Source organism: Burkholderia sp. B21-005 (assembly GCF_020843965.1).
GTDB lineage: Bacteria > Pseudomonadota > Gammaproteobacteria > Burkholderiales > Burkholderiaceae > Burkholderia > Burkholderia ambifaria.
In genome coordinates, this window is record NZ_CP086302.1 from 1,875,031 (window position 1) to 1,895,505 (window position 20,475).

At 67.1% G+C, this 20,475-nt stretch carries 18 protein-coding genes; 14 read left to right on the top strand and 4 right to left on the bottom strand.

Translation table 11 applies throughout. The features are described 5' to 3' along the window. Positions 1 to 28 precede the first annotated feature (28 nt). Positions 29 to 2,059, bottom strand: coding sequence for an FUSC family protein (locus LMA02_RS24835; RefSeq protein ID WP_228907904.1), 2,031 nt, complete (start codon positions 2,057 to 2,059; stop codon positions 29 to 31). Between the two features lie 149 nt (positions 2,060 to 2,208). Here LMA02_RS24835 and LMA02_RS24840 point away from each other — a divergent pair, with 149 nt between their 5' ends. The 5 genes from LMA02_RS24840 (at position 2,209) to LMA02_RS24860 (ending at position 7,860) form a co-directional block, all read left to right on the top strand. Next, positions 2,209 to 3,111, top strand: a complete 903-nt coding sequence (locus LMA02_RS24840; RefSeq protein WP_228907905.1) for a LysR family transcriptional regulator — start codon at positions 2,209 to 2,211, stop codon at positions 3,109 to 3,111. Positions 3,112 to 3,518: 407 nt separating this feature from the next. Then, on the top strand, positions 3,519 to 5,078 hold the full coding sequence (locus tag LMA02_RS24845; protein ID WP_228907906.1) for a DHA2 family efflux MFS transporter permease subunit: 1,560 nt from the start codon (positions 3,519 to 3,521) through the stop codon (positions 5,076 to 5,078). Between the two features lie 150 nt (positions 5,079 to 5,228). Beyond that, a complete protein-coding gene (locus LMA02_RS24850; RefSeq protein WP_228907907.1) occupies positions 5,229 to 5,558 on the top strand; it encodes a hypothetical protein in 330 nt (109 codons plus the stop codon). Between the two features lie 243 nt (positions 5,559 to 5,801). Then, the gene (locus LMA02_RS24855) at positions 5,802 to 6,134 is read left to right on the top strand and encodes a sugar ABC transporter ATPase (protein WP_121857258.1); all 333 of its coding nucleotides are present in this window, start codon (positions 5,802 to 5,804) and stop codon (positions 6,132 to 6,134) included. A 136-nt stretch (positions 6,135 to 6,270) separates the two neighbouring features. Then, the gene (locus tag LMA02_RS24860) at positions 6,271 to 7,860 is read left to right on the top strand and encodes an ABC transporter substrate-binding protein (RefSeq protein ID WP_228907908.1); all 1,590 of its coding nucleotides are present in this window, start codon (positions 6,271 to 6,273) and stop codon (positions 7,858 to 7,860) included. A gap of 76 nt (positions 7,861 to 7,936) precedes the next feature. Here LMA02_RS24860 and LMA02_RS24865 read toward each other — a convergent pair whose 3' ends face one another. From LMA02_RS24865 to LMA02_RS24875, 3 genes are all read right to left on the bottom strand, one after another. After that, entirely contained in the window at positions 7,937 to 9,253 is a 1,317-nt protein-coding gene (locus LMA02_RS24865) for an Nramp family divalent metal transporter (RefSeq protein WP_228907909.1), read from the bottom strand. 81 nt (positions 9,254 to 9,334) lie between these two features. Continuing rightward, entirely contained in the window at positions 9,335 to 10,591 is a 1,257-nt protein-coding gene (locus tag LMA02_RS24870; RefSeq protein ID WP_228907910.1) for an oxalate decarboxylase family bicupin, read from the bottom strand. A 398-nt stretch (positions 10,592 to 10,989) separates the two neighbouring features. Beyond that, positions 10,990 to 11,238 carry a hypothetical protein gene (locus LMA02_RS24875; protein ID WP_228907911.1) on the bottom strand — a complete coding sequence of 83 codons (249 nt, stop codon included), beginning with the start codon at positions 11,236 to 11,238 and terminating at the stop codon, positions 10,990 to 10,992. A gap of 303 nt (positions 11,239 to 11,541) precedes the next feature. On the opposite strand from LMA02_RS24875, the gene sapR reads away from it, so the two are divergent. The 9 genes from sapR (at position 11,542) to LMA02_RS24920 (ending at position 20,319) form a co-directional block, all read left to right on the top strand. Next, the gene (gene sapR, locus LMA02_RS24880; protein ID WP_228907912.1) at positions 11,542 to 12,417 is read left to right on the top strand and encodes a sap1 transcriptional regulator SapR; all 876 of its coding nucleotides are present in this window, start codon (positions 11,542 to 11,544) and stop codon (positions 12,415 to 12,417) included. A gap of 16 nt (positions 12,418 to 12,433) precedes the next feature. After that, positions 12,434 to 12,997, top strand: a complete 564-nt coding sequence (gene ddpX / locus LMA02_RS24885) for a D-alanyl-D-alanine dipeptidase (RefSeq protein ID WP_228907913.1) — start codon at positions 12,434 to 12,436, stop codon at positions 12,995 to 12,997. Positions 12,998 to 13,124: 127 nt separating this feature from the next. Beyond that, positions 13,125 to 14,726 carry an ABC transporter substrate-binding protein gene (locus tag LMA02_RS24890; protein ID WP_228907914.1) on the top strand — a complete coding sequence of 534 codons (1,602 nt, stop codon included), beginning with the start codon at positions 13,125 to 13,127 and terminating at the stop codon, positions 14,724 to 14,726. Positions 14,727 to 14,736: 10 nt separating this feature from the next. Continuing rightward, on the top strand, positions 14,737 to 15,807 hold the full coding sequence (locus LMA02_RS24895; RefSeq protein WP_228907915.1) for an ABC transporter permease: 1,071 nt from the start codon (positions 14,737 to 14,739) through the stop codon (positions 15,805 to 15,807). Positions 15,808 to 15,873: 66 nt separating this feature from the next. Beyond that, complete coding sequence (gene nikC, locus LMA02_RS24900; RefSeq protein ID WP_006753506.1) at positions 15,874 to 16,788, top strand: nickel transporter permease; 915 nt, start codon at positions 15,874 to 15,876, stop codon at positions 16,786 to 16,788. Position 16,789: 1 nt separating this feature from the next. Next, positions 16,790 to 17,704 (top strand): ABC transporter ATP-binding protein, encoded by a 915-nt coding sequence (locus tag LMA02_RS24905; protein ID WP_228907916.1) that lies wholly within the window; start codon positions 16,790 to 16,792, stop codon positions 17,702 to 17,704. Beyond that, positions 17,701 to 18,492, top strand: a complete 792-nt coding sequence (locus LMA02_RS24910; RefSeq protein ID WP_228907917.1) for an ABC transporter ATP-binding protein — start codon at positions 17,701 to 17,703, stop codon at positions 18,490 to 18,492. Before LMA02_RS24905 ends, LMA02_RS24910 begins: the two co-directional genes overlap by 4 nt. Positions 18,493 to 18,914: 422 nt before the next feature. After that, positions 18,915 to 19,466, top strand: a complete 552-nt coding sequence (locus LMA02_RS24915; RefSeq protein ID WP_228907918.1) for a fimbrial protein — start codon at positions 18,915 to 18,917, stop codon at positions 19,464 to 19,466. Positions 19,467 to 19,578: 112 nt separating this feature from the next. After that, positions 19,579 to 20,319, top strand: a complete 741-nt coding sequence (locus tag LMA02_RS24920) for a molecular chaperone (RefSeq protein ID WP_228907919.1) — start codon at positions 19,579 to 19,581, stop codon at positions 20,317 to 20,319. The last annotated feature ends 156 nt before the right edge of the window (positions 20,320 to 20,475 follow it).

Below are 20,475 nucleotides of genomic sequence, written 5' to 3' on the forward strand. Positions count from 1 at the left end.
CTTCGACGCCCCGTCGGCCGCTGCTCGTTCAGTCGCGGCGGCCGCGCAGGAAGTGGTCGTGCCCGGCCACCGCGTCCGCGATCCGCCTCAGCAACACGATGCCGCGCAGCAGCGCGCGTGCCGCGTCGCTGTCGATATCGGCCACGCGCCGCCGCAGCAACCGCGCAGCCATATCGCAACTGCGCTCGATCCGGGCGAAATCCGCGAGCGCGGCGCGGCCGCGCACCACGGCCACCGCGCGACGCGCGGCCGGCTCCCGGGCCGCCAGTTCCGCAAGCGACAGCAGGCTGTCGCCGATACCCCAGATCGCCAGCAGGTCGCGCATGTCGCGCTCGATCAGCGTTTGCGGCAGCGTGCCCGCGAACCCGAGCTCGCGCCCGAGCCGGTCGGCCGTGCGACTGAGCCACGCGCTTGCCGACCAGCCGCGCGGGTGGCGGGCGATATCCGCGAGGTCGCGGCGCACCGCGCGATGCAGCCGCCGCCGGCTCGTGCCCGGATCGCCCGGAAACACGAGCGCGAACACCAGCACGCCGAACGCGATGCCGAGCAGCGTCGACAGTGCGCTGTTCAGGAACGCCGCATCGCCGATGCGGGCGGTGTTGTCCGGCGACGTGAAATTCCAGAAGAAGATCGAGAATGCGCTGCCGAGCGCGGCGGTGCGCGGATGGCGCATCGCGAGGCCGGTGCCAATCATGAACACGCCGATGATGTACGCGAGCATCTCGAAGCCCGACACCGCCGGCAGCAGGATGAAGTTGCAGACGATCCCCGCCACCGCCGCGCAGGCCGTGCCCTTGAGGAACCCAATCGCGGCCCGGGCCGAATTCGGCCGGGTGGAGAACAGCGCGCCGACCACGGCCGTGATCGCGACAAAACCGGCGCCCGACGGCCATGCGGTGACGATCCAGATCGCCGACGCGACCAGCACCGCGATGAACGCGCGAATGCCGTTGTGACACGCGAGCACCACGTCGCGATGAAATGCATAGCGGACCCGCGACGGCGGCGGAACCGGCAGGTCGACCCGCGCCTTGCTTGCAAACGCGTCGTCGAATCCGGCGAGCAGTGTGCTCAGCCGGTCGAGCGTGAGCAGGCGTGAGTCATCCGAGCCCGTCGGCTCGGTGGCCTCGACGTGCAACGCCTGGTCCACCCGTGCACGCAGCGCCGCCATCTCGGGTCCCGCCTCGCCTGATACAGTGACGCCGTCGAGCACCCGCGCGGCATCGGCGACCAGCGGATCGGGCGCGTCGCCGCTGCGCGCCGCATGCGCTTCGATCGCCTGCGCGGCCGCATGCGCGGACAGCACGCCCAGCGCCGCCGCGCGCAGATGGCCGATCGCGTTGCGCACCGGCGGCGCGCCGGCGGCCGCATACTCGGCCGCGGTATCGAGATCGAGCGCCTCCGCGAACAGCCGGTGTACCGCCGCGCCGTTCGGCTCGCGACGCAGCGCGGCCGCGCCGACGGCCACCGCGCGTCCGAGATAGCGCGCGAGGCGCGTGCGGACGTCGCGCAGCGGCGAGCCCGGCGCGAACACCGTTTCGAACGCCGCGCCGCACATGATGCCCAACATCACATACAGGAACCGCGCGGTCGCGATATCGAACGCGTGCAGCGGCGCGGACGCCGCATCCATCGAGACGATCGCGGCCGTATAGCCCGCGAGCACCGCCGCGTACGCCCGAAAATTCCGCAGGAACGTCGCGACGCCCGCGCACAGGCCGATCCAGGCGGCGAGCGCGGTCAGGAACAGCTCCGGCGTCTGCGCGAATGCGCCGGTCAGCGCGAGCGCGACGGCCGCGCCGATCGCGGTGCCGAGGATCCGGTACTGGCTCTTCGACAGCCCCATTCCGCGCGTGCCCTGCGCGACGATCCACACGGTCGACGCGGCCCATTTCGGGTCGTCGAGATTCATCCGGAATGCGATGTAAAGCGCAAGCAGCGAGGCGGCCGTGTTGCGCAACGCGAACCCGAGCGCGCCGGGCGGCAAGGTGGGCCATGCGTCGCGCAGCGCGGTGCGCACGACCGCGAACGGCGGCAGGCTGGGGAAAGCGAATTTCATGCGGCGAGCATACGATCGCGCCACGGCCGCCACTACCGGCCCCACGGGATGCGTTATTGCAGCGGGCGGGATAATCGGCCTGACCGACACGCAGCCATTCCGCTGGCGACGGTAAGATGCGCGCAGGCCAAGCACTGAAAACAACCTGTATGGACTTCGATAGCATCCGGATATTCTTGCGCGTGGTGGAACGCGGCAGCTTCACCGCCGCGTCTGTGCAACTCGACATGCCGCTCAGCCGCGTGAGCCGCAAGGTCAAGCAGCTCGAGGACGATCTCGGCGTGCAACTGCTGTACCGGACCACGCGCCGCGTGTCCGTCACCGAAGGCGGGCGCGACTATTACGAGCGCTGCCTGCGCGCGGAGGAAATCCTGCTCGACGCGGACCGCCAGGCCCGCGCGCTGCGCACCGATCCCGAAGGCACGCTGCGCGTGCTGGTGCCCTACTCGATCGGACTGTTCGAGCTGGAGCCGGCACTCGCGGAGTTTCACCGGCGCTACCCGCGGGTGCAGCTCGTGCTGATCTACGACAACAGCCCGCTCGACCTCGTCGAGCACGGCTTCGACGTCGCGCTGCGCGCGGGCATGCTGACCGATTCCGGCTACGTCGCGCGCTCGCTCGGCTGGTCGCACGCGAAGCTCGCCGCCAGCCCCGCCTACCTCGAGCGCGCCGGGCGCCCGCAGACACCGCACGAGCTCGCGCAGCACGACTTCCTGTACGTGGGGCGCGACGCGCCCGGCCTGACGCTGCGGCTCACCAACGCGGCCGGCGACGTGGCCGATGTGCCGATCCGCCCCGTGCTGATCTCGAACGAATCGATCACCGTGCTGCGCCAGGCCGCGAGCGGCGGCGGCATCGCGCTGATCTCCACGCATTACATCGCGCGGCGGCTCGAGAAGAACGAACTCGAGATCGTCCTGCCCGACTGGCACCGCACCGACGACGTCGAACTGCACGCGCTCTATCCGCGCCGCGCGACGCTCGACAGCAAGGTGCGCATCTTCGTCGAGTTCCTGACGGAAGTCTTCACCGGTTGGCGGAACGCGTCGTAACCGGCATCGCACGACCGGCAATCGGCGCGTACCGTCCGGATTATTGCGGCACACGAAAGGAATTAATGAGCGGGCGAGCGTTGATCGCCGCTCGTCGCATCGTTAGCCTGTTGCGATGCGAAACGACACCACACGCTATGGCAGCCATGGGCCGGCTGCGCGCCGACGCGTCACGCGCGTCGCGCCTTCCTGACCGGTACTCGCCCGCCTGCCGGAGCCCGTCACGGCTTCGCGCCTCCGATTCAACGCCTGAACCGCACGCTGCAACGCGCCGCCGCTTGGCCGGCCGCGCGCGGGCAGCGTGTGTCCGTCCGCTTCGTGGTTCTCCCGCGCAGGCGTCGCGCGCGTACGCGTGTGCGACGCGCAGCGCGCGCCGCGCGGACCACCCTCCCTCACGCAGGAACGCCATGTCCTCTTCGTCCACTCCAGGCCCGCTGACGGGCGGCCAGCTCGCGATCGGCACGATCGCGGTATCGCTCGCGATGTTCATGAACGTGCTCGACTCGTCGATCGCGAACGTCGCGATCCCGACGATCTCGGGCGACCTCGGCGTGTCGGTCGACGAAGGCACGTGGGTGATCACGATCTTCGCGGCCGCGAACGCCGTGTCGATTCCATTGACGGGCTGGCTCACGCAGCGCTTCGGCCAGGTGCGCCTGTTCGTCACGTCGATCCTGCTGTTCGTGTTCGCATCGTGGCTGTGCGGGATCGCGCCGAACCTGCCGACGCTGCTCGCCGCACGAATCCTGCAGGGTGCGGTCGCCGGGCCGCTCGCGCCGCTGTCGCAGGCGCTGCTGCTCGGCGCATGGCCGCGGCAGAAATCGGCGACGGCGCTCGCGCTGTGGTCGATGACCGCGCTCGTCGGCCCGATCGTGGGGCCGTCGCTCGGCGGCTGGATCACCTACGACTACAACTGGTCGTGGATCTTCTACATCAACATTCCGGTCGGTTTCTTCGCGGCGGCGGTCACGTGGATCGTGTTCCGGGATCGCGAATCGCCCGTGCGCCGCCTGCCGATCGACATGGTCGGCCTCCTGCTGCTCGTGCTGTGGGTCGCGTCGCTGCAGATCATGCTCGACAAGGGCAAGGATCTCGACTGGTTCAATTCGCCCGTCGTCGTCGCGCTCGGCATCGTCGCGCTGGTCGGCTTCGCGTTCTTTCTCGTGTGGGAGCTGACCGCGGCCAATCCGATCGTCGACCTGCGGCTCTTCACGCAGCGCAATTTCGCGGGTGGCACGATCGCGATCTCGGTCGCGTACGGGATGTTTTTCGGCACGCTGGTGCTGCTGCCGCAGTGGATGCAGGGCTATCTCGGCTATCGCGCGATCGACTCCGGGCTCGCCACCGCACCGCTCGGGATCTTCGCGATCCTGCTGACGCCGGTGATGGGACGCATCCTGCCGCGCACCGATCCGCGCTATCTCGCGACGCTCGCATTCGTCGGCTTCGCGGTCGTGTTCATGATGCGCACGACGTTCTATTCCGACGTGTCGCACTGGGATCTCGTGCTGCCGACGCTGCTGCAGGGCATTCCGATGGCGATGTTCTTCGTGCCGCTCACGGCGATCATCCTGTCGGGGCTGCCGCCGGAGAAGATTCCCGCGGCCGCCGGCCTGTCGAATTTCGGCCGCACGTTCTGCGGCGCGGTCGGCACGTCGCTGATCAGCAATGCGTGGAACGATCGGACGATCCTGCATCACGTCCGGCTCACCGAACAGGCGAGCGTCGGCAACCCGATCTTCGCGCAGCAGCTCGACGCCGCGCGTTCGCTGCTGCACCTGAGCCCCGATTCGGCGCTCGCGTTCTTCAACACCTCGGTCGATTCGCAGGCGGCCGTGATGGGGCTGAACGACATCTTCTACGTGTCGGCGATCATCTTCATCGCGATCATTCCGCTGATCTGGATCACCAGGCCGTCGCGCTCGGGCGGCGGCGATGCGGACGCGGCGGCGGCGGGCGCGCATTGATCGCGCGCCGTTATCGTTGGCTTGATCGCTGTTCGAGGACGTAATAAAGACTTGCAATCGATACAGGCGGAAACGTCAACAGCCGGGGCCCGCACAGCGTTGTTTCGACAAGCGCCGACGATTCGTGCGCAACGACAGGAGAAAAACGTCATGCGAGCCCTCACCCGCCACCTCGCGATCGCCGCCACCCTGATGTCGGTGCTGACCGGCACCGCGTTCGCCGAAACGCCGTGGCAGCAAGCGCATCCGCGCCGCGAAGAGGTCAACCAGCGCCTCGCCAACCAGAATCGCCGGATCCGCCACGAAGTGAAGGAAGGCGAGATGTCGCACGCCCGGGCCGCGCGCCTGCACCGTGACGACCGCAGGATCCGCCAGGAAGAGCGGGACATGGCCGCGCAGGATCGCGGCCACATTACGCAGAGCGAAAAGCACGTGCTGAACCGGGAGGAAAACGCGGTCAGCCACAAGATCGGCCCGTAACGCCGGCCAACGTCGATTCGCCATCCTTTGAAACGCCCGCTGCCGCCGCGCGACAGCGGGCGCTTATGTATCGAATCGTTTCAGCAGGCCGTATGCGTCAAGTGCCGCGGGTATACTCCGACGTCAGCCGCCGCCCGTATCGACCGTCAAAAACGGCACGATTCCGGCGGTTTCGTCGCGAAGCTCCGCGTTTCGCGTACCCCGCGCCCCAGCCTCGACACGAGACCCACGACGATTCCGACCATGAAACGATTCCTGCTGCTCCTTCCCGCCGCCCTGCTCGCCGCCTGCGGTTCCGCGCCCTCGTCCGACTCGGCCGCGTCCGGCTCGGCGCCGATGATCTACGTATCGTCGGCGCGCCCCGCACACGCGATCGCCAACTGCCTCGACAGCCGCCTGTCCGGCACCGAGCAGTCGCAGCACAACGGCGTGACCGACATCACCGTCGGCTCGCGCTCGTACTTCGTCACGCTCACGCCGTCGGGCAACGGCTCGGTCGTCAAGGTCGTGCGCGGCTCGGGCAGCGAGCCGGCCGAGGAAGCGATGCGCTTCGCGATCGCGCGCTGCGTGATCTGAGCGCCGCCGGCGCCGGGCGCCCCGCCCGGCCCGCAAGCCGTACCGCGGGCGCCGTCATGCGCGCCCGTCGAATATTTTCATCCGGGCCGCCGTCGATGAGAGAATCGCACCACGATTCCCTTTCCACGGAGCCCGCATGAAGCATCTGCTGTCCCGGCTGTTCGTCAGCACCGCGCTCGTCGCGCTTGTTCCGGCGCTGCCGGCGCAGGCCGCGACGCCGCCCGGCATCTTCGTCGTCGCCACCCAGCTCGGCGAATTCACGACCCTCGACCCGAGCGAAATCTACGAGCTCGTGCCGTCCGAGTACGTCGCGAACACCTACGAACGGCTCGTGCGGGTCGACCTGAAGGACCCGACGCGCTTCGACGGGCAGATCGCACAATCGTGGACGGTCGGCGCCGACGGCGTCACCTACACGTTCAAGCTGCGCCCCGGCCTCGCGTTCCATTCCGGCAACCCGGTCACCGCCGACGACGTCGCGTGGTCGCTGCAGCGTACCATCCAGCTCGACAAGGGCCCGGCCGGCGTGCTCGCCGATCTCGGTCTCACGAAGGCGAACGTGATGCAGAAGGTGCGCGCGGTCGATCCGCAGACCTTCGTGCTCGAAACCGACCGCAAGTACGCGCCGAGCTTCGTGCTCAACGTGCTGAGCGCGTGCCCGGCGTCGGTGCTCGACAAGAAGCTGCTGATGTCGCACCAGCAGGGCAACGATTTCGGCAGCGGCTGGCTGAAGACCAACGACGCGGGCTCGGGCCCGTACCAACTCGTCAAGTGGTCGCCGAACGAGAGCATCGTGCTGCAGCGTTTCGACAAGTACCGCGCGCCGTACCCGATGAAACGCATCGTGCTGCGCCACGTGCCCGAGGCGTCCGCGCAGCGGCTGCTGCTCGAAAACGGCGACGTCGACGCCGCGCGCAACCTGAGCCCCGACAGCCTCGCCGCGCTGACCAAGGCCGGCAAGATCAAGGTCGCGTCGTGGCCCGTGTCCGCACTGCTGTACCTGAGCCTGAACACGAAGAACCCGAATCTCGCGAAACCGGACGTGCAGCAGGCGATGAAGTGGCTCGTCGACTACGACGGCATCCAGCGCAACATCGTCAGCACAACCTACAAGGTGCACGAGACCTTCCTGCCCGAAGGCTTCCTCGGCACGCTGAATGCGAACCCGTACACGCTCAACGTCGCGAAGGCGAAGGCGCTGCTCGCGAAGGCCGGCTTGGCGAACGGCTTCGACGTGACGATGGACATGCCGAACGATTACCCGTACATCGAAATCGCGCAAGCGCTGCAGGCGAACTTCGCGCAGGCCGGCATCCGCGTGAAGCTGATCCCGGGCGATGCGAAGCAGGCAATCGGCAAGTACCGCGCGCGCCAGCACGACATCTTCATCGGCGAATGGTCGCCCGACTACATGGACCCGAACAGCAACGCGCGCGGGTTCGCATGGAATCCTGACAATTCCGACCAGTCGAAGACGAAGATGCTCGCGTGGCGCAACAGTTGGGACATCCCGCAGCTGACGAAGGATACCGAGGCCGCGCTCGTCGAGCCGTCGCCCGCGAAGCGCGCGCAGCGCTACGAGGCACTGCAGAAGTCCGTGCTCGCGAACTCGCCGTTCATCATCATGTTCGAGAAGGTCGTGCAGGTCGCCACGCGCCCCGGCACGACCGGGCCGGAGATCGGGCCGATCAACGATCTGGTTTCCTACCGGACGTTGAAAAAATAGCTTCACGGCGCTGCCCGCGCGGCCGCTCGGGGCCGCCGCGCGGGCGCCGTCGCCCCGCCTGCCCCGCGCGCGGCGTTCAGTTGAACGCCGCCCACACCAGATACGCGTTCAGCCCGACGATCACGACCGTGGCCGTGCCCGCGACGATCCGCAACGGCATCCGCATCGCGTAGCGCCCCATCACGTCGTTGCGCGCCGACAGAATCAGCAGCGCGATCATCGGCATCGGCAGCACGAAGCTCAGCACCACCTGACTCGCGACCATCGCGCGCGTGACGTCGCAGCCGAATGCGACCACAGCGAACGCGGGCGCGATCGTCACCGCGCGCCGCGTCCAGACCGACAGGCGGCGCCGCATGAAGCCCTGCATCACGACCTGCCCGGCCATCGTGCCGACCACCGAGCTCGACACCCCCGACGTCAGCAGCGCGACGAGAAACAGCATGCCGGCCGCCGGCCCGAGCACGGGGATCAGCGTGTGATAAGCGTCGCCGATATCGGCCATCCCCGGCGCGCTGGCGTGGAACGCCGACGACGCCATCATCACCATCGCGAGATTCACGAACCCGGCGAGGCCGAGCGCGACGACGACCTCGCGGTTCGAGAACCGCATGAGCCGGCGCCGCTCCGTGTCGTCGCGCGGCGCGACGCGATCCTGCGTGAGGCCCGAATGCAGATACAGCGTATGCGGCATGATCGTCGCGCCGATGATCCCGACCGCGATCGTCAGCGCCGCACGATCGGGAATCTGCGGGACGACCAGATGAAACGCGGCCGCCTGCCAGTCCTGCGGCGCGATCATCAGCTCGCCGAGATAGCATGCGCCGATCACGCCGACCAGCGCCGCAATCGCGGCTTCCAGCGGCCGGAAGCCGCGCTTCTCGAGCGCGAGGATCGCGCAAGTCGCGAGCGCCGTCGCGATCATCCCCGCGAACAGCGGCAGGTGGCACAGCAGCGCGAACGCGAGCGCGCCGCCGAGGAATTCGGCCAGATCGGTCGCCATCGCGGCGATCTCCGACGCGATCCACATGCCCCACACGATCGGCGCGGGGAAATGGTCGCGGCACAGCTCCGCGAGGTTGCGACCGGTCACGATGCCGAGCTTCGCCGACATCGCCTGGAACAGCATCGCGATCGCGTTCGCGGCGAGCACGACCCACAGCAGCCGGTAGCCGTAGGCGGCGCCGGCCTGGATGTTGGTCGCGAAGTTGCCGGGGTCCATATAGCCGATCGATGCGATCACGGCCGGGCCGACGAACGGCAACAGCGCGGCGATGCCGGTGCGACGCCCTTCCAGCGCGGCGCGTGCTGCGCCCTCGGCGGGCTCGGCGCGATCGGTGGACAGATCGGGCAGCGCGAAGCCGCTGCTGGATTTGCTCGTGACGGGAATCATGGTCGGGTTCCGTTCGAATGAGGAAGGCTGGCCCTGGAGCGGGCCCGGCGGCCGGCCTGCCGCTTGCCGGCCGCTACGGCGTTACAGCGGCACGACGTCCGGACGATTGCGCGGAAACCGCGCGAGCACGTCAGGCGCGATATTCAGGTGTGCCTCGACGAGCTTCGGCGGCGTGTGCGCGAGCCAGTCGGACAGCGACACCTCCGCATAGCGGTCGGTCTTGAAGATTTCGAGGAACACGAGATCGGTGTTGCCGGTGTTCTGCACGTAGTGTCCGAGGCTCTTTTTCACGTAACCGACGTCACCCGCGCGGAAGTCTGCCGTCTGCGCCTTCGGCCCGGTGTCGAACACGGTCATCCGCGCTTCGCCCTGCAGGTAGTACTGCCATTCGTCGGCATTCGGATGCCAGTGCAGCTCGCGCATGCCGCCCGGATGCACGGTGACGAGCGCCGCCGCAATCGTTTGCGATACGTTGAAGTTCGTGCTGTCGGCGATCCGCACCTCGCCGCCGCGCGTCTTCTTGAACGGCTTCATCGCGCCGAGCGAGAAGATGAACGGGTGCGGCGGCGCACCGGCCGAAGACGCGGACGCACGCTGGGCGTCCGCGAGCGGCCCCGGCTCGTCGCCTTGAAAGATCCACAGGTTGTCGAGCGGAATGTTCTTGAACGCGTCGGCCGGCACGCCGAAGTTGAGCGCCAGCACGTCCGGCGGCGTATGCGCGACCCAGTCGGTCAGCAGCAGCGTGTTGAATTCGGACGCGCGGCCGTTGTCGAATGCGAGCATGAATTCGGCGCCGTCGGTGCCGATTCCCTGCAGTGAATGCGGCAGACCGGGCGGGAAATACCAGAGGTCGCCGGTTTTCACGTCCTGCACCGACGGGCGTCCCAGTTCGTCGAGCACGGTGATCCGGCAGCGGCCGTCGAGCATGATTGCCCATTCGGCCTGCTGGTGCCAGTGCATCTCGCGAATACCGCCGCGCGTCAACCGCATGTTCACGCCGGAAATGGTTTCCGAAATCGCGAAATCGTCCTGCGTGACTTCGCGTGCCCATCCGCCGTTTTGAATGCGTTTATGCGCATTATTGAATGACGCCCAGAATAACGGCATGCCGTTGATATCGGTGGCCGGCGGATCCTCGAAAGACGGAAATTGATTCGCCAATGCGGGATTCTTCGGCCCCGGGTCGGTCAATCCCTGCTTGTTGCGCGCGTTTATCGCCCCTTCCGGCGGGCTGTCCGGATTGCCGAACGAAGCCGCCTTGGCCGTTACCGCAATGCCCGCGGCAGCAATGGCGCCGGCCGTACTCGTCAACATCCTGCGTCGAGAAAGATTCGTCATGTTTCCCTCTTCATCATTTCAATTAATCGAATATTCACTACGGACGCTCGCCGCTTTTTCGTTTTTCGAAAATCGGCATGCCGTGACGCAAGTTAAATACAAGTCGACTTAAAAATTAAATGAATTATTAACCTGAATTAATGAGTTAAGCTGATCGAGTCGGCGTTTTGTAATTGTTGCGATGCAACGATCCGCGCTGCGATGCCGGTGCCGATGAGCCATCCTGCTCGATGCGCACACGACTGCCCGGACGCGGCGCGGTCCGATCGCGACTCGCGGCGATAGCGCCTTCGATAGCACTGCTATCTGTTCGCATCACTGATCAATCAAGCGAGACGGGATATACGCAAACCGATGCGCAAGCATTTCAATCGCCTCGGCAGGCGCCGGCTTGCTGTTCACCTGCGTGGCATGTCGTGGAGCCGCCGTACGGCGAATGTCGGGCCGCCGCCCCGGATGCGTTCCTCAATCCGCTCGGGAAGTTGCGCGCGCAACGTGTCTGACACGATGCGTTCGGTCAGGTAGAGAAATTCGTCTTTCCTCGCGCCGTCGTTCTGAGTGAGATAGCGGATTCCTTCGACCCACATGCCGTCGCCGCCGCCCCGGTCGCAATACTGCGGCGCGATAAAATCGCGGTAACTGTCCAACGCATTCAGATCCGTAAGCTAAGCGCCGTTTTCCCGAAGACAAGCAAAATAATCTCGCCAAATAAATCAACAAAACGGCTCGTCATTTCAAATATTCGGCCTCATCGAACGTCCGGAATGCCCCCGCACCCACACCTGGGAGCGCCGCACCAACCGGGAAATGGCTACGGCGGCACACGGTGCACGGCCGTGGACAGGCTATGCGCAGCCGCGATCGAATAGCTTTTTTTATCTGGCGCCGCTTTTTTTGGCTCTGTCAGATAGATGACATTCATTCAGCAGACGACAAAGATCTAACAGCCGATGACCTGCGCCTTCGCCCGTACCGTCGAATCCCGCTTTGCCGAGCTGACACCGACGGCCAAGCGCATCGCGAGCTACATGCTCGCGAACCTCGACCGGCTGGGGCTCGAGACCGCCGACCAGATCGCGCAGCAGGCCGGCACCAGCGGCATCTCGGTCGGGCGCTTCCTGCGCAGCGTCGGCTACCGCAACCTCGACGACCTGAAACGCGAGCTGCGCGGCGGCAGCGACCGGCCGTGGATGATCACCGACCGCCTCGACGAATACCGCCGCGCCAACGGCACCCAGGCAGCCGGCAGCAACGGCGGCGACGCCGCGCTTGCTGCGTCGCTCGATCGCGAACTCGACGCGATCCGCCACGTGTACCGGCTCGCCGAGGAACCGGTGTTCGCGCAGGTCGCGGACCGGATCGCGCATGCCGACGCCGTGTTCATCCTCGGCATCCAGTCGACTCGCGGCATCAGCAATGCGTTCAGCAGCTATCTCGAATACCTGCGCCCGCGCGTGTTCTATTCGGACGGCCAATCGGGCTCGTACGTCGACTCGCTGAATTCCGAGTTCGAGCGGCCGTATTGCATCGTCACCGACATGCGCGCCTATTCGCGCAGCGCGCGTCGCTATTGCCAGGCGGCCGCCGAACGCGGCCAGCCGTTCGCGCTGGTCACCGATCTCTATTGCCCGTGGGCGCGCGAATGGCCGGCCGATCTGCTGCAGGTAAAGACCGACGTCGGCCAGTTCTGGGATTCGCTCGCGCCACTCACCTGCCTGTTCAACCTGCTGATTACCGCCGTGGTCGACCGCCTCGGTCCCGCGATAGACCGGCGCGTCGCGCGCAACCGCGAACTGCAGCACACGTTCGACCAATTCGAATCCTGAGCGCACCCGACTGCCGATGAACCCGCCCCGCCTCGTCGAAATCACGCCCGCCACGCATCGCGTCGAGATCGATCTCGTCTACGCGACCGAGCGCAACCTGACCGGCAAGCCAATCTATCGCCGCGCGCACTGCCTGCTGCTCGAACCGGCCGAGGCCGCGCTGCGCCGCGCGGTCGACGTCGCCGCGCAGGCCGGCTTCACGCTGCGCATCTACGACGCGTACCGGCCGCCGCAGGCGCAGCAGGTGCTGTGGGATTTCCTGCCCGACCCGAACTTCGTCGCCGATCTCGGCCGCGGCTCGAATCACAGCCGCGGCACCGCGCTCGACCTGACGCTCGTCGGCGTGCACGGCGAGCCGCTCGACATGGGCACCGGCTTCGACGAGATGGTGACCGCATCGGGTCATTTCCACGCAGGGTTGCCCGAGCAAGTGCAGCGCAACCGGCTGCTGTTGCTCGGCGTGATGCATGCGGCCGGCTTCGCGCATATCGATAGTGAGTGGTGGCACTACGAACTGCCCGGCTCTCGCGCGCTACCGCCGATCGACAACGCGGCGAGCGGCCCGTGGCGGCTGATGTGACGACGATGCACGTTCCCCTCACCATTCACGCTCGACAAGTTCAACAAGTTCAACAACTTCAACAACCTCAACAACCTCAACAACCTCAACAACCTCAACGATTTCAACGACAGACGGAGAAGCGCACATGAAACTCCCGACCTCCCGGCTCGTCGCGGCGCTGGCCGCCGCGTCCGTTCTCGCCACCGTTCCGCTTCGCGCCGCGCACGCGGAAACGCCGAAGGACATGTTTGTGATGGCCACGCTGCTCGACGAATTCACGACGCTCGATCCCGGCGAGATCTACGAGCTGGTGCCGGAGGAATACGTCGCGAACACCTACGACCGGCTCGTGCGCGTCGACCTGCGCGATCCGTCGAAATTCAACGGCGATGTCGCGCAGTCGTGGACGGTGAGCCCCGACGGGCTGACCTATACGTTCAAGCTGCGCTCGGGGCTCAAGTTCCATTCGGGCAACCCGCTGACGGCCGACGACGTCGCGTGGTCGATCCAGCGCGCGGTGCTGCTCGACAAGGGCCCGGCCGCCGTGCTGACGGGCATCGGCCTCACGAAGGCGAACGTCACGGCAAACGTGAAGAAGCTCGACGACCAGACGGTATCGATCACGACCGACCACAAATACGCGCCGACCTTCGTGCTGAACGTGCTCGGCTCGTGGCCCGCGTCGGTGGTCGACAGGAAGCTGCTGCTGTCGCACCAGCAGGGCAACGACTTCGGCAACGCATGGCTGAAGACCAACGAGGCCGGCTCCGGCGCCTACAAGCTGGTCAAGTGGAGCGCCGGCGACAGCATCGTGCTGCAGCGCTTCGACGGCTACCGGCTGCCGCTCGCGATGAAGCGCATCGTGCTGCGCCATGTGCCTGAAGCGGCGAGCCAGCGCCTGCTGTTGGAAAACGGCGACGTCGACGCGGCACGCGACTTGAGCCCCGACGATCTCGCGGCGGTCGTGAAATCCGGCAAGGCGAAGGTCGCGGCATCGCCGCAGGCGACGCTGCTGTATCTCGGCCTGAACACGAAGAACCCGACGCTCGCGAAGCCCGACGTGCAGGAAGCGCTGAAGTGGCTGGTCGACTATTCCGGTATCCAGGCCAACGTCGTGAAGACGACCTACAAGGTGCACCAGACCTTCCTGCCCGAAGGCTTCCTCGGCACGCTGAAGGCGAACCCGTACAAGCTCGACGTCGCGAAGGCGAAGGCCCTGCTCGCGAAGGCCGGCGTGCCGAACGGCTTCTCGGTGACGATGGACGTGCGCAACGACTATCCGTACACGGAGATCGCGCAGGCCGTGCAGGCGAACTTCGCGGAGGCGGGCGTCAAGGTGCAGCTGATCCCCGGCGACAACAAGCAGACGCTCGCGAAATACCGCGCGCGGCAGCACGACATCTACATCGGCGAATGGTCGGCCGACTACATCGACCCGCACAGCAACGCGCAGGGTTTTGCATGGAACCCCGACAACTCCGACAAGTCGAGCTATAAAATGCTCGCCTGGCGCAACAGCTGGGACATTCCGCAATTCACGAAGGAGACCGACGCCGCCCTCGCCGAGCCGACCGCCGCACAACGCGCGCAACGGTATCAGGCGATGCAGAAGGAGATGCTCGCGCGCTCGCCGTTCGTGATCATGTTCGAGAAAGTCGCGCAGGTCGCGACGCGGCCCGGCGTGAGCGGGCTCGAAGTCGGACCGATCAACGATCTCGTGTCGTACCGTAACCTGAAGAAGCCTTAAGATTCGCCGCATGTCGACTCCCGCCTCCTCCCTCGAAGCACTGCGCACGCTGCCCGCGCGGCGCCCGGCCGTGCGCTGGGCACTGCGCGTGCTGCGCTGGGCGCTCACGCTCGCCGTCACGTTCGCGGGCCTGCTCGCGCTGACGTTCGTGATCGGCCGCAAGGTGCCGATCGATCCCGTGCTCGCGATCCTCGGCGATCGCGCGTCGGCCGAGGCGTACGCGGCCGAGCGCATCGCGCTCGGTCTCGACAAGCCGCTCGTCACGCAATTCCTGATCTACGCGCGCGACGTGCTGCACGGCAATCTCGGCATGTCGCTGCTGACGTCGAACCCGGTGCTCGACGACATCAAGCGCGTCTTCCCCGCCACGCTCGAGCTCGCGACGATCGCCACCTCGATCGGCATCGCGCTCGGCGTGCCGCTCGGCGTCGTGGCCGCGGTGAGGCACAACCGGCCGATCGATCATATCGCGCGCTTCGTCGGCCTGATCGGCAATTCGGTGCCGGTGTTCTGGCTCGGGCTGATGGGGCTGCTTCTGTTCTATGCGCGGCTGCACTGGGTCGGCGGCCCCGGCCGGCTCGATCCCGTGTACGACGGCATGGTCGACCCGCGCACCGGCAGCCTGCTGATCGACTCGGCGCTCGCGGGCGAGTGGGACGTGTTCCGCAACGCGGTGTCGCATATCGCGCTGCCGGCCACGATCCTCGGCTACTACTCGGTCGCGTACCTGAGCCGGATGACGCGCTCGTTCATGCTCGACCAGCTGAGCCAGGAATACATCGTCACCGCGCGCGCGAAGGGCCTGTCCGAGCGCCGCGTGATCTGGCGGCATGCGTTCGGCAACATCGCGGTGCCGCTGCTCACCGTGATCGCGCTCACGTACAGCAACCTGCTCGAAGGCTCGGTGCTGACCGAGATCGTGTTCGCGTGGCCGGGGCTCGGCTCGTACCTGACGGGCGCGCTGCTGAACGCCGACATGAACGCGGTGCTCGGCGCGACGCTCGTGATCGGCGTGATGTTCATCACCGTCAACCTGCTGACCGACGCGCTGTATCGCGTGTTCGATCCGCGTGCGCGCTGAGGGCTGCTTCGACATGACCGCTTCCACCCTGCTTCTTTCCCCGTCCATGCCGAAGGTCGTCCGATCATGAATGCCGAGCGTCTCACGCTGCGCGCGTGGCTTCTCTCCGATGCGCCCGCGTCGCGCTCGCAGGCCGCGTTTGGCCTCGCGTACCGCCGCTGGCGCCGCTTCGCGGTCAATCCGCTCAACCTGTTCGGACTCGCGATCCTCGTCGCGCTGATTGTCGTCGCGATCGTCGGCCCGCTGATCATGCCGCACGATCCGCTGCGCCAGGTGCTGTCCGACCGCCTGCTGCCGCCCGGCTCGGCATCGCACTGGCTCGGCACCGACCAGCTCGGCCGCGACATACTCTCGCGGCTGATCGGCGGCTCGCGCCTCACGCTCGGCATCGCGCTGCTCGTCGTCGTGATCGTCGTGCCGATCGGCCTGATGATCGGCACGACGGCCGGCTATTGCGGCGGCTTCACCGACAGCGTGCTGATGCGCATCACCGACATCGCGCTCGCCTTCCCGAAGATCGTGCTCGCGCTCGCGTTCGCGGCCGCGCTCGGGCCGGGCGTGATCAACGCGGTCGTCGCGATCTCGATCACCGCGTGGCCCGCGTATGCGCGGCTCGCGCGCGCGGAAACGATCCGCATCGCGCAGGCCGACTATATCCACGCGGCGCGGCTGCAAGGCGCATCGGGCCCGCGGATCCTGCTGCGCTACATCGTGCCGCTGTGCATGTCGTCGGTGATCGTGCGCGCGACGCTCGACATGGCCGGCATCATCCTGACCGTCGCCGGCCTCGGCTTCCTCGGCCTCGGCGCGCAGCCGCCGAGCCCCGAATGGGGTTTCATGGTCGCGTCGGGCCGCAACGTGCTGCTCGACGCGTGGTGGGTCGCGACGCTGCCCGGCGCGGCGATCCTGCTCGTCAGCCTCGCGTTCAACCTGCTCGGCGACGGGCTGCGCGACGTCTTCGATCCGCGTCATGGAGCGTGACATGCCACTGAATTCCACTGACGCCGCCGCGCCACTCTGCGAGATCGACGGCCTGAAGATCGGGTTTCGCGGGCACGACGGCGTCGTGTCCGACGCGGTACGCGACCTGTCGCTGACGCTCGCGCCGGGCGAACGGCTCGGCATCGTCGGCGAGTCGGGCTCCGGCAAATCGCTGACGGGCCGCGCGCTGCTCGGCCTGCTGCCCGACGCCGCACGCTGGTCGGCCCGCACGATGCGCTTCGCGGGCCACGACCTGCTCGCGATGTCGGCCAGCCAGCGGCGGCGCCTGTGCGGCAGCCAGATGGGGATGATCCTGCAGGATCCGAAGTATTCGCTGAACCCGGTGATGACCGTCGCGCAGCAGATGGGCGAGGCGTTCCGGCGGCACGAGCCGAAGTTGCGCGGCCGCGCGCTGCGCGAGCGGATCGTCGATGCGCTCGCGGCCGTGCAGATTCGCGATCCGGCGCGCGTGGCCGATGCGTATCCGCACGAGCTGTCGGGCGGCATGGGCCAGCGCGTGATGATCGCGATGATGGTGTCGACCGGCCCGCGCCTGCTGATCGCCGACGAACCGACCTCCGCGCTCGACGTCGCGGTGTCGATGCAGGTGCTCGCGGTGCTCGACGCGATGATCGCGCGGCACGGCACGGGCCTGATGTTCATCAGCCACGACCTGCCGCTCGTGATGTCGTTCTGCGATCGCGTCGCGGTGATGTATGCGGGCCGCGTCGTCGAAACCTGCGCCGCGCGCGACCTGCGCGATGCGACGCATCCGTACACGCGCGGGCTGCTCGCGGCGAATCCGCCGCTCGCGAACCCGCCCGACGAACTGCCGGTGCTGCGTCGCGATCCGGCGTGGCTGAACGCGGCTTCGTCCACGCCATCTTCGAATGAATCCCGGGAGGCCGCACGATGATCGACGTCGACCACGCCTCGATCCGTTTTCCGACCCGCACGGGTCATGTCGACGCCGTGCGCGACGCGAGCTTCGCGGTACGCGACGGCGAGGTGTTCGGGCTCGTCGGCGAATCGGGCTCCGGCAAGTCGACGCTGCTGCGCGCGCTGACCGGCCTCGTGCCGCTCGCGGGCGGCAGCCTGTCGATCGACGGCCGGCCGGTTGGCGGCACGCCCGAGCGCGCATTCCGCCGCCAGGTGCAGATGGTGTTCCAGGATCCGTACGCGTCGCTGCATCCGCGCTTCACGGTCGACCAGACGCTGCGCGAGCCGCTGTCGATCCACGGCATGGGCCGCCCCCGGATCGACGACGCCGACGCGCGCATCGCTCGCGCGCTGTCGGAGGTCGGGCTCGGCCCGGCATTCCGCTTCCGCTATCCGCATCAGTTGTCGGGCGGCCAGCGCCAACGTGTCGCGATCGCGCGCGCCCTGATCGTCGAGCCGCGCGTGCTGCTGCTCGACGAGCCGACCTCCGCGCTCGACGTGTCGGTGCAGGCCGAAATTTTGAACCTGCTGCGCCGCCTGCATCGCGAACGCAACCTGACGATGATCCTCGTGAGCCACAACCTCGCTGTGATCGGCTTCCTGTGCCAACGCGTCGCGGTGATGCAGCACGGCGAGATCGTCGAACAGCTACGGATCGAGGACGTGCGCGCCGGCCAGGTCGCACGCGACTACACGCGCACGCTGCTGCGCGCGACCGAAGGCTATCGCCGCCTGGATCCGGCGATCGACGCACCGGCGGCCTGACGAGCGGCGCTCGACTGCTCGACTGCTCGACTGCTCGACGATAGTGCGACGCGGCGGGCACCGCCGCGCGCGGCGCATCGCATGACCCGGGCGCGACGCGCCATGCCGGCCACCGTCATGCGCCGTCGGCCGGTTATTCCAATCCCGCTTCGCTTCGAATAGCGCCCCGCCGAAATCGGCCCCGCGACCGGTTTCCGGCATCGCATGCCCGCCCACGCGAGCGCTTCCAGCCGGCCCGCTCCGCCTGCCGACTCCGGCACAAAATAAATTAGTACGAGTACTAGAAAAAATCGATATCTATTCGTACCAGTCAAATTACAAACGCCTTACATCAATCGCATAATTTGATCCGAAATGCGCCATACATAGATTTAAATTCAATCGGCGCCTTCAAAAACCGAAGTTTATTTGGAGATTTAACTATGCGAATCATCAAGCGCAGCGCAATCCCGTTCCTGCTCGTCGCCGCCGGCGCGGCCTTTTCGTCGGCCGCCCACGCGGCGGACGGCACCGTCACCTTCCGCGGCAACATCATCGCGTCGACGTGCAGCGTCGATGGCGGATCGGATCTCACCGTCCCGCTGCCGCCGGTCAGCACTACCGCGCTCGCCGATGTCGGCTCCGTCGCCGGTCGCAGCGCGTTCTCGCTGGCGCTGACGGGCTGCACGGTCGGTGACGACAACCCGGTGAAGGTCGGCGTCGTGTTCGAGAACGGCACGAACGTCGATCAGTCGACCGGTCGACTGACGATCGACTCGGGGGCCAAGGCCGCCGAAGGCGTCCAGATCAACGTGCTGGATTCGCAGCAGAACCACATCCCGGTTGGCGCGCAAACCGGCGCGAACACCGAGATGGTCGCGATCGATGCCGACGGCAAGGCGAAGGTGAATTACTTCGCCGAGTACTACGCCGCAGGCGCCGTGAAGGCCGGCGACGTCACGTCGCGTGTCGAGTACTCGCTCATCTATCAGTAAGGGCCCGCGCGTGGAGATCGCCGCTCCGGCGATCTCCGCCCGTCACGCCGCGCGACGCGGAAACCGCCGTTTCCGCCCGCTCCCTGCCCCCAACGATCCGATTCTCACGCCCATGAAACTGTTGAAGCTCTTCCGTACGTTGACCCTCGCGGTCACAGCGTTCGCGTCGCAGGCCGACGCGAGCGTCGTGATCGCCGGCACACGCGTGATCTTCCCGTCCACGGAGCGCGAAGTCACGATCCAGCTCACGAACGACAGCAAGCGTCCGGCACTGGTGCAGGCATGGCTCGACGAAGGCGACAGCCGCGCGTTGCCGGAGAACATCGACGTGCCGTTCACGCTCACGCCGTCGATGTTCCGGATGGAAGCCGGCAATGGGCAGACGCTGCGCCTCGTGCATACCGGCGAACCGCTGCCTGCCGATCGGGAGTCGCTGTTCTGGCTGAACGTGCTCGAAGTGCCGCCGAAGGCCGCCGCGACCGAGAACCACAACCGCATCCAGCTGGCGTTCCGCTCACGCATCAAGCTCATGTATCGCCCCGCCGAGTTGGCCGGCAGCGCGGACGATGCCCCCATGCAAGTCGACTGGCGCGTGGTTCGCGGCGACGGCGGCTATGCACTCGAGGCGAGCAATCCGACACCGTACGTCGTCAATTTCGGCAACGTGCAGTTGAAGTCCGGCGGCCGCAAGCACGACGCCGGCATGGGCTACGTGCTGCCCCGAAGCACGCAGCGGTTCCCGATCAAGGATCTCGCCGGCGCACCCGCCGCAGGATCAACCGTCGAGTTCGGCAGCATCAACGACTGGGGCCGGGCAACCGACATCGAGCGTCCGGTCAGCGTCGAACCGTAACGCGACCGAGGCCGGCAGCGCTTGGCAACGGCGCGCGCCGAGCGCTCTCCCGCCTTTCGTCCGCCGTCGCTTCGACCGTTCCGACCGACCGCCACGAAATCCCCTGATTTGCCATTCGCCGCCGCGCGGTGCGGCGCCGTCGCGCCTGCGCCGGCG